The following is a 7,799-nucleotide window of genomic DNA, read 5'->3' as shown; positions in this document are numbered from 1 at the left end:
ACCAGCCCCACCACCCCCCCACATCGTCTGCCACCCCCCCCCCCATACACTCGCTGCTGGGGGCTCGGTTCGTGTCGGCCCCCCCACCCGCTACTCGATCATGGACGGCAACGGTGAGCGGGTCGGCGCGGTAGCGCTTGCCGGAAAACACCACGCGCGAGCCTCCTGGCCGCGGGGGTGGTGATCCCCGGCGGCGGGAGGCTCGCGCGGACGTGCGGCTGGGCGTCGGTGGTCAGGAGGTGGGCTTGTCCGTCTCCGTCTCCGGGGCGGGGCCGCTGGCGTTGTCGGCGGGGGTGCTCGGGGAGGCCGGCGGCTGGGGCTTGTCCTCCAGGCCCTCCTCGACCGCCTCGGCCTTCGCCGGGTCGTCCAGGATGGCGGTGAGGGCGAGACCCGTCAGCCGGCGGAACGTGCGGCCCGGGCGCTGCCGGTCCAGGACGGCGACCTCGAGCTGGTTGGCCGCCAGCTTCCTCGGCTGGCCGCCCTCGCCGCCGACGCTGCCCAGACCCTCGACCGCGAGCTTCAGGGCCTCAGCGAGCGTCTGGTCGGGCCGCAGGCGGGTTTTCACGGCGCCGGAGATGGTGTCGGACTGGCCGCCCATGGTGACGAGGCCGGGCTCGTCCTGGACGGAGCCGTCGTACGTGATGCGGTAGAGCTCGTCGTCCTCGGCGGTGGCGCCCACCTCGGCGACGCAGATCTCGACCTCGTACGGCTTCTGCTCCTGCGTGAAGATGGCGCCGAGGGTGCGGGCGTAGGCGTTGGCGACCTGGCGGCCGGTGACGTCGCGCCGGCCGTAGGAGTAGCCGTGCAGGTCGGCGAGCCGGACGCCGGCGGAGCGCAGGTTCTCGAACTCGGGGTAGCGCCCGACGGCGGCGAAGCCGATCCTGTCGTAGATCTCGCTGACCTTGTGCAGGGCGGTCGACAGGTTCTCCGCGACGAAGAGGACGCCGCCCTCGTAGCTGAGCACCACGACGCTGCGACCGCGCGCGATGCCTTTGCGCGCGTATTCCGAGCGATCCCGCATGATCTGCTCGGGCGAGGCGTAGAACTGCATGGCCACGGGGCGGGTTCTCCTTCTGTCGTGGGAGCTGGCTGACGTGGGGGCGGGGGGACGGAGGGCTCAGACGCCCGGGTTGTCGGCGCGCTCGGCGATGACGGCCTCGGCGACCGCGCGGGTCTCCTCGTCGGTGAGCCGGTGGGTGCCCTCGACGGTGGCCGTCATGATGACCGGGAAGATGCCGCGCAGCAGGTCGGGGCCGCCGGTCGCGGTGTCGTCGTCGGCGGCGTCGTAGAGCGCCTCGACGGCGATCTTCACGGCCTCGGCGGTGGTGATGCCGGGCTTGTACCGCTTCTTCATCGACGACTTCGCGAACAGCGAACCCGAGCCGATCGAGTCGTAGCCGCGCTCCTCGTAGACGCCGCCGGCGACGTCGAAGCTGAAGATGCGCCCGGCCTTGTCGACGGACTTCGCGTCGACGTCGAACCCGGCGAACAGCGGCACCACGGCCAGGCCCTGCATCGCGGCGCCCAGGTTGTTGCGGACCATGGTGGCGAGGCGGTTGGCCTTGCCCTCCAGCGAGAGCATCGAGCTCTCGATCTTCTCGTAGTGCTCCAGCTCGACCTGGAACAGGCGCATCATCTCCAGGCCGAACCCGGCGGTGCCGGCCATGCCTACGAGCGAGTACGCGTCGGCGGCGAAGACCTTCTCGATGTCGCGCTGGGCGATGAGGTTGCCCATCGTCGCGCGCCGGTCGCCGCCCATGAGCACACCGTCGGCGCAGGTGATGGCGACGATCGTGGTCGCGTGCGCGCTGACGTCCGCGGCCATGCCGGGCGGCAGCGGCCGGCGACCCGGGAGCATCTCGGGCGCGACGGCCGACAGGAACTCGCTGAACGACGAGGTCCCCGCGGCGTGGAACGCGGCCGGCAGACGCCCAGAGTGGTCAAGACCCGTCGGCAACGGAGCTCCCTTCACAAGGATGATCGACTGCAGTTGACCAAACAATACGCCCGTCGGCCCGGATGCGTCCGGACCGACGGGCCTTCTCAGTGACGGCTACTGGCCGCCCTTTTGCACGTATCCGCGGACGAACTCTTCGGCGTTCTCCTCGAGCACCGAGTCGATCTCGTCGAGGAGGTCGTCGACGTCCTCGCCCAGCTGCTCGACCCGCTCGGCTGTCTCAGGGTTGACCTCGGGCGCGGCGACGTCCTCTTCCTCGTCGCGCCGCGACTTACCGGATTGGGACTGCCCGCCCGTATCCCTCGTCGCCATGTCTCATCCTCCTCGGGGGACCACCAAACAACCGCTGCATCGAACTTACCCGGAAGTGATCGCTTCGAGCAGATCCTTCGCGCTCGGGCATTTGTCGAACAGTGCACCGACGTGCTTCTTGGTCCCTCGTTCGGGCTCCATCATCGGCACCCGCACCAGGGACTCCCTGCCCACGTCGAAGATGACGGAGTCCCAGCTCGCCGCAACCACCTCGGCGGGGTATTTCGCCAGGCACCGGCCGCGGAAGTAGGCCCGGGTGTCGTCCGGCGGCTCGACGATCGCGCGCTGGATCTCGTCCTCGGTGAACAGCGTCTGCATCGACCCACGGGCGACCAGCCGCTGGTAGAGGCCCTTCTCCGCGCGGACGTCGGAATACTGCAGGTCGACCAGCTGCAGCTTGTGCGAGGACCAGCCCAGCGACTCGCGCTCGCGGTAGCCCTCCAGGAGGCGGAGCTTGGCGACCCAGTCGAGCTCGCCGGCGCACAGCATCGGGTCGCGGCCGAGCCGGTCCAGCACGCTCTCCCAGCGCTCGAGCACGTCGGCGGTCTGCTCGTCGACGTCGGACCCCTGCCGGGAGTCCACGTAGGCGCGGGCCCGCTCATAGAACGCCCACTGGATGTCCAGCGCGCTCAGCCGCCGGCCGTCGCGCATGCGGATCAGGTGCTTCAGCGACGGGTCGTGGCTGACCGCCTTGAGCTCGGTCACCGGGTCGGCGATGCCGAGGTCGCCCGGCAGCGCCTTGTCCTCGATCATGGCCAGGATGAGCGACGTCGTGCCGACCTTGAGGTAGGTGGAGATCTCCGACAGGTTGGCGTCGCCGATGATGACGTGCAGCCGCCGGTACTTGTCGGCGTCGGAGTGCGGCTCGTCGCGGGTGTTGATGATCGGCCGCTTCAGCGTGGTCTCCAGGCCGACCTCGACCTCGAAGAAGTCGGCCCGCTGGGAGATCTGGAAGCCGGGGCCGGACCCGTCCTGACCGATGCCGACCCGGCCCGCCCCGCACACGATCTGCCGGGTGACGAAGAACGGGGTGAGGTGCATGACGATGTCGGCGAACGGGGTCTGCCGCCGCATGAGGTAGTTCTCATGCGTGCCGTAGCTGGCGCCCTTGTTGTCGGTGTTGTTCTTGTACAGATGGATCGGCAGCGTCCCCGGGATCGTGGCCGCGCGGCGGGACGCCTCGGCCATCACCCGCTCGCCAGCCTTGTCCCACAGCACGATGTCACGCGGGTTGGTGCACTCGGGCGTGGAGTACTCGGGGTGCGCGTGGTCCACGTAGAGCCGCGCACCATTGGTCAGTATCACGTTGGCCAGGCCGAGGTCCTCGTCCGCGAGGGCCTCCGCCGGGTCGTAGAGGGCACCCGAGTAGGTGAACCCGCGCGCGTCGCGCAGCGGGGACTCCTCCTCGTAGTCCCACCGGGCCCGGCCGCCCTTCGTGAGCTCGGGTCGTGCGCCATAAGCGTTGACCACCTGGGATGACGTCACCATCGGGTTGGCTCCCGGCTGGCCGGGCACCGACACGCCGTATTCGACCTCAGTGCCCATCACGCGCCGCACACTCATGCCCACAACCCTAGTCGCAAGGTACGACAGTCTGCCTCCACCGCGGCGCGCCAGGTTTGCATGATGTCCGATTGTTGTGAAGCCGTCGCCGCCCGTAACATCCACGGATGCGAATCTTGGTCGCCTTCGAGGGTGCCGGCGCGGGTGAGGCGCCCCTGTCATGGGGGCAGCGGGACATCTGGGCGTCGATGACCAGGTTCGGCGAGCAGCTTCCGCTCGGCGGGGTGACGCCGCTGCCTCCTGGCCGGTCCGTCGAGGACGTCGCGGCCGAGCTGCGGTACCTCATGAGCCGCTACCAGGTGCTGCGCACGCGGCTGCGGTTCGCCGGCGACGGGACGCCCCGGCAGGTCGTCGCGGCCGGCGGCACCGCCACCCTGGAGGTCCTGGACACCGAGGACGACGCCGAGGCGTCAGCGGGCCGGATGCTCCACCGGTTCCGCCACGAACCCGTCGACTTCACCAGCGACTGGCCGATCCGGATGGGTGTCGTGCGCCACGCCGGCCGCCTCACCCACCTGTGCGCCGTGATCTGGCACATCGCGATGGACCGCTCCGGGGCCGCGGTGATGCTGCGGGAGGTAGCCGCGAGGGTCCAGGAGCCCGTCAGCGGCATGCAGCCCCTCGAACAGGCCGGCTGGCAGGCGTCCGACGCCGGCGCGCGGCAGAGCCGCAGCGCGCTGCGGCACTGGGAGCGGGTCCTGCGCGCGATGCCGCCGCCGTGGCCCCGCTCGTCGCGGCGGCGGGAGCGGCCCCGGCACTGGAAGGGCCGCCTGGTCTCCCCCGCGATCCCCCTCGCCACGCGGGTCCTCGCGGAGCGGACCGGCGCGGACCCCTCCACCACGCTGCTCGCCGGGTTCGCGGTCGCGGTGCGCCGCTGCGCGGGCGTCGACCCCGTGCCGGTGCTGCTGGTGACCAGCAACCGCTTCCGCCCCGGGCTGGCGGACGTGGTCGCGCCGGTCGCCCAGCCGGGCCTGTGCCTCGTCGACGTCGCCGACGCCACGTTCGACCAGGTCGTGGCGGGCGCCCAGCGAGCGGCGACGACCGCCTACAAGCACGCGTACTACGACACGGCGTCGAAGGAGTCCCTGGTCGCGCGGATCGCGGCGGAGCGCGGCCCGCAGTTCCGGGTCGACTTCCACCTCAACGACCGCCGCGGACCCGTCCCGCCGCCGGCGCGGGGCTCGCTGCGGGAGGCGGTGACCCGCCGGACCCTCGACTGGACGCCGTTCAAGGACACCCCGTCGAGCCGCCTCTTCGTGCACGCCGACGACGCCGGCCCGGCCACCGCGCTCACCTGCTACGCCGACACCCACCACCTCTCCCTGGCGGAGGCGTCCACGGTACTGACAACCCTCGAGACCGTCCTGACCGACGCCGCGCTCCAAGCCATTGGCTGACCAGCAGTCGTCTCTCGTCGTCGGCGGCGTCGCCGGTACTGACGTCCCCGTTCTCTCACACGGGCGCTGCGAGCCGCCGGCTGGGCAGCGGTTGACCACGACCTCGCAGCAGGGGAGGCGTCGCCGGTACTGACGGCCGTCCTGACCGACGGGGTGCTGCAAGCGGCCGGCTGGGCAGCGGTTGCCAGCGGCCTCTCCGGCGGCGAGGGCCGTCACGACCCAGCAGGCCCTTCCTGACCGACACAGCGCTGCGAGCCGCCAGCTGAGCAGCGGTCCGTCCACCGGCTCCCGGCGGCGAGAGCGTCGCCGGCGCAGACGACCCCGCGGGCCGTCCAGACCGGCACGGCACTGCGAGCCACCGGCCGACCTGCCGTCGCCCGCGGCCTCCCGGCGGCGAGGGCGTCGCTGACACGGGCAACCCCGCAGGCCGTCCTGACCGACGGGGTGCTGGGGGCGGTCGGCTGGGGGTGGTTTGTTCGCGGCCGGGACGGTCGCGTCGCGGCCTTGGCCGGGCGGGGCGCGGAGGCGCCCCGGCCGGCGCCGCGGTCTGCGCAACTACACGCGGACGTGCAGGGAGGGCCGCCAAGGCCCGACCGTTGGCTGCGGGAGCAACGGCCTTGCCCACGGCGGACCGGAGCCATGAATTTGATCTTGGCTCTTGGCTCTGGCTCCTGGCTCGCTGCTGGGCTCATGCGAAGCGGGCGGCGCCTCTGCCGAGGTCGCCGCCCGCCGGTGTCGCGGTGTTACAGATATTGGCCGGTGTTGGTGGCGGTCTCTATGGACCGGCCGGCCTCCGCGCCCTTGCCGCCGGAGACGAGCGTGCGGATGTAGACGATCCGCTCGCCCTTCTTGCCGGAGATGCGGGCCCAGTCGTCGGGGTTGGTGGTGTTGGGAAGGTCCTCGTTCTCACGGAACTCGTCAACGCAGGAGTCGAGCAGGTGCTGGAGGCGCATGCCCTTCTGGCCGTTGCTGAGGAAGTCCTTGATCGCCATCTTCTTGGCCCGGTCGACGATGTTCTGGATCATCGCGCCGGAGTTGAAGTCCTTGAAGTACAGGACCTCCTTGTCGCCGTTGGCGTAGGTCACCTCGAGGAACCGGTTCTCCTCGGTCTCGGAGTACATCCGCAGGACCACCGCGTCGATCATCGCCGCGACCGTCGCCTCGGGCGAGTTGTCGTGCTCGGCGATGTCGTCCCTGTGCAGCGGGACGGTGGTGAGGATGTACTTGGAGAAGATGTCCTTGGCCGCCTCGGCGTCCGGTCGCTCGATCTTGATCTTCACATCGAGCCGGCCGGGGCGCAGGATCGCCGGGTCGATCATGTCTTCCCGGTTGGACGCGCCGATGACGATGACGTTTTCCAGGCCCTCGACGCCGTCGATCTCGCTCAGCAGCTGAGGCACGATCGTGTTTTCGACGTCGGAGGAGACGCCCGAGCCGCGGGTCCGGAACACCGAGTCCATCTCGTCGAAGAACACGATGACCGGGGTGCCCTCGCTCGCCTTCTCACGGGCGCGCTGGAAGATCAGCCGGATGTGCCGCTCGGTCTCGCCGACATACTTGTTGAGCAGCTCGGGACCCTTGATGTTGAGGAAGTAGCTGGTCCTGCGCTCCTCGCCGCGTCGCTCGGCGATCTTCTTCGCCAGCGAGTTGGCGACCGCCTTGGCGATCAGCGTCTTGCCACAGCCGGGAGGGCCGTAGAGCAGGACGCCTTTCGGCGGACGCAACAGGTGCTCGCGGAACAGCTCCGCGTGCAGGAACGGCAGCTCCACGGCGTCGCGGATCTGCTCGATCTGCGAGAAGAGGCCGCCGATGTCGGTGTAGTCGACGTCGGGCACCTCCTCCAGCACCAGCTCCTCGACCTCGCTCTTCGGGATCCGCTCGTAGGCATACGCCGAGCGGGGCTCGATCATGAGCGAGTCGCCGGCGCGCAACGGCGCTTCGGCGAGGGTGTCGGCCAGGTGGACGATCCGCTCCTCGTCGGCGTGCGAGATGACGAGAGCGCGGTCACCACCTTCCAGGATCTCCTTCAACATGACGACCTCGCCGGCCCGCTCGAACCCGAGCGCGTCGACGATGTTCAGGGCGTCGTTGAGCAGGACCTCCTGGCCTCGGCGCAGCTCCTCGACCTCGATGGCCGGGGACACTGCCACGCGCAGCTTGCGCCCACCGGTGAAGACGTCAACAGAACCGTCTTCGTGGCGGGCGAGGAAGACGCCGTAACCGCTCGGCGGCTGTGCCAGGCGGTCAACTTCCTCCTTCAGCGTCACGATCTGGGCGCGGGCCTCCTTGAGGGTGGCCACGAGCCGCTCGTTGTTTTCGGTCAGCCGGGCAATCTGCGCCTGCGCTGCGGCAAGCCGCTCCTCGAGCTGTCGCACGTGTCGCGGGGTTTCCGTCAGCTTGCGCCGCACCAGGGCGAGTTCCTCCTGGAGGAAAGCGACCTGCGTGGAGAGATCGTGGGCGTCCTTCTCCCATCGTGCGGCGCGCGTCTCCGCGTCGTCGCTGCGTGCCACGTCCCACCTCCCCGGGGGCTTTGAACGTTGTGCTCTAACACTAACTGCTGTTCGCCGGTC

The 7,799-nt window shown here is 70.2% G+C and carries 6 protein-coding genes; 1 reads left to right on the top strand and 5 read right to left on the bottom strand.

Annotation, left to right across the window (positions count from 1 at the left end):
- Positions 1-232 precede the first annotated feature (232 nt).
- From prcA to dop, 4 genes are all read right to left on the bottom strand, one after another.
- On the bottom strand, positions 233-1,057 hold the full coding sequence (gene prcA, locus AB0J72_RS56080) for a proteasome subunit alpha (protein WP_363416540.1): 825 nt from the start codon (positions 1,055-1,057) through the stop codon (positions 233-235).
- 60 nt (positions 1,058-1,117) lie between these two features.
- On the bottom strand, positions 1,118-1,957 hold the full coding sequence (gene prcB / locus AB0J72_RS56075; RefSeq protein WP_344502173.1) for a proteasome subunit beta: 840 nt from the start codon (positions 1,955-1,957) through the stop codon (positions 1,118-1,120).
- A 96-nt stretch (positions 1,958-2,053) separates the two neighbouring features.
- The gene (locus AB0J72_RS56070; protein WP_033362892.1) at positions 2,054-2,269 is read right to left on the bottom strand and encodes a ubiquitin-like protein Pup; all 216 of its coding nucleotides are present in this window, start codon (positions 2,267-2,269) and stop codon (positions 2,054-2,056) included.
- Between the two features lie 45 nt (positions 2,270-2,314).
- Positions 2,315-3,832 carry a depupylase/deamidase Dop gene (dop, locus tag AB0J72_RS56065; protein ID WP_360572679.1) on the bottom strand — a complete coding sequence of 506 codons (1,518 nt, stop codon included), beginning with the start codon at positions 3,830-3,832 and terminating at the stop codon, positions 2,315-2,317.
- Between the two features lie 107 nt (positions 3,833-3,939).
- On the opposite strand from dop, the gene AB0J72_RS56060 reads away from it, so the two are divergent.
- The gene (locus AB0J72_RS56060; protein WP_363416536.1) at positions 3,940-5,229 is read left to right on the top strand and encodes a condensation domain-containing protein; all 1,290 of its coding nucleotides are present in this window, start codon (positions 3,940-3,942) and stop codon (positions 5,227-5,229) included.
- A 743-nt stretch (positions 5,230-5,972) separates the two neighbouring features.
- Here AB0J72_RS56060 and arc read toward each other — a convergent pair.
- Entirely contained in the window at positions 5,973-7,739 is a 1,767-nt protein-coding gene (gene arc / locus AB0J72_RS56055) for a proteasome ATPase (RefSeq protein WP_363416534.1), read from the bottom strand.
- Positions 7,740-7,799: the final 60 nt, after the last annotated feature.

The organism is Dactylosporangium sp. NPDC049742, from assembly GCF_040674675.1.
GTDB lineage: Bacteria > Actinomycetota > Actinomycetes > Mycobacteriales > Micromonosporaceae > Dactylosporangium > Dactylosporangium maewongense.
This window is presented reverse-complemented; position numbering and strand designations above follow the sequence as displayed.

Bases quoted from the DNA above. Each gene is read 5' to 3' on its own strand.
- AB0J72_RS56070 (WP_033362892.1), bottom strand. From the start codon at position 2,269: ATGGCGACGAGGGATACGGGCGGGCAGTCCCAATCCGGTAAGTCGCGG.
- dop (WP_360572679.1), bottom strand. From the start codon at position 3,832: ATGAGTGTGCGGCGCGTGATGGGCACTGAGGTCGAATACGGCGTGTCG.
- AB0J72_RS56060 (WP_363416536.1), top strand. From the start codon at position 3,940: ATGCGAATCTTGGTCGCCTTCGAGGGTGCCGGCGCGGGTGAGGCGCCC.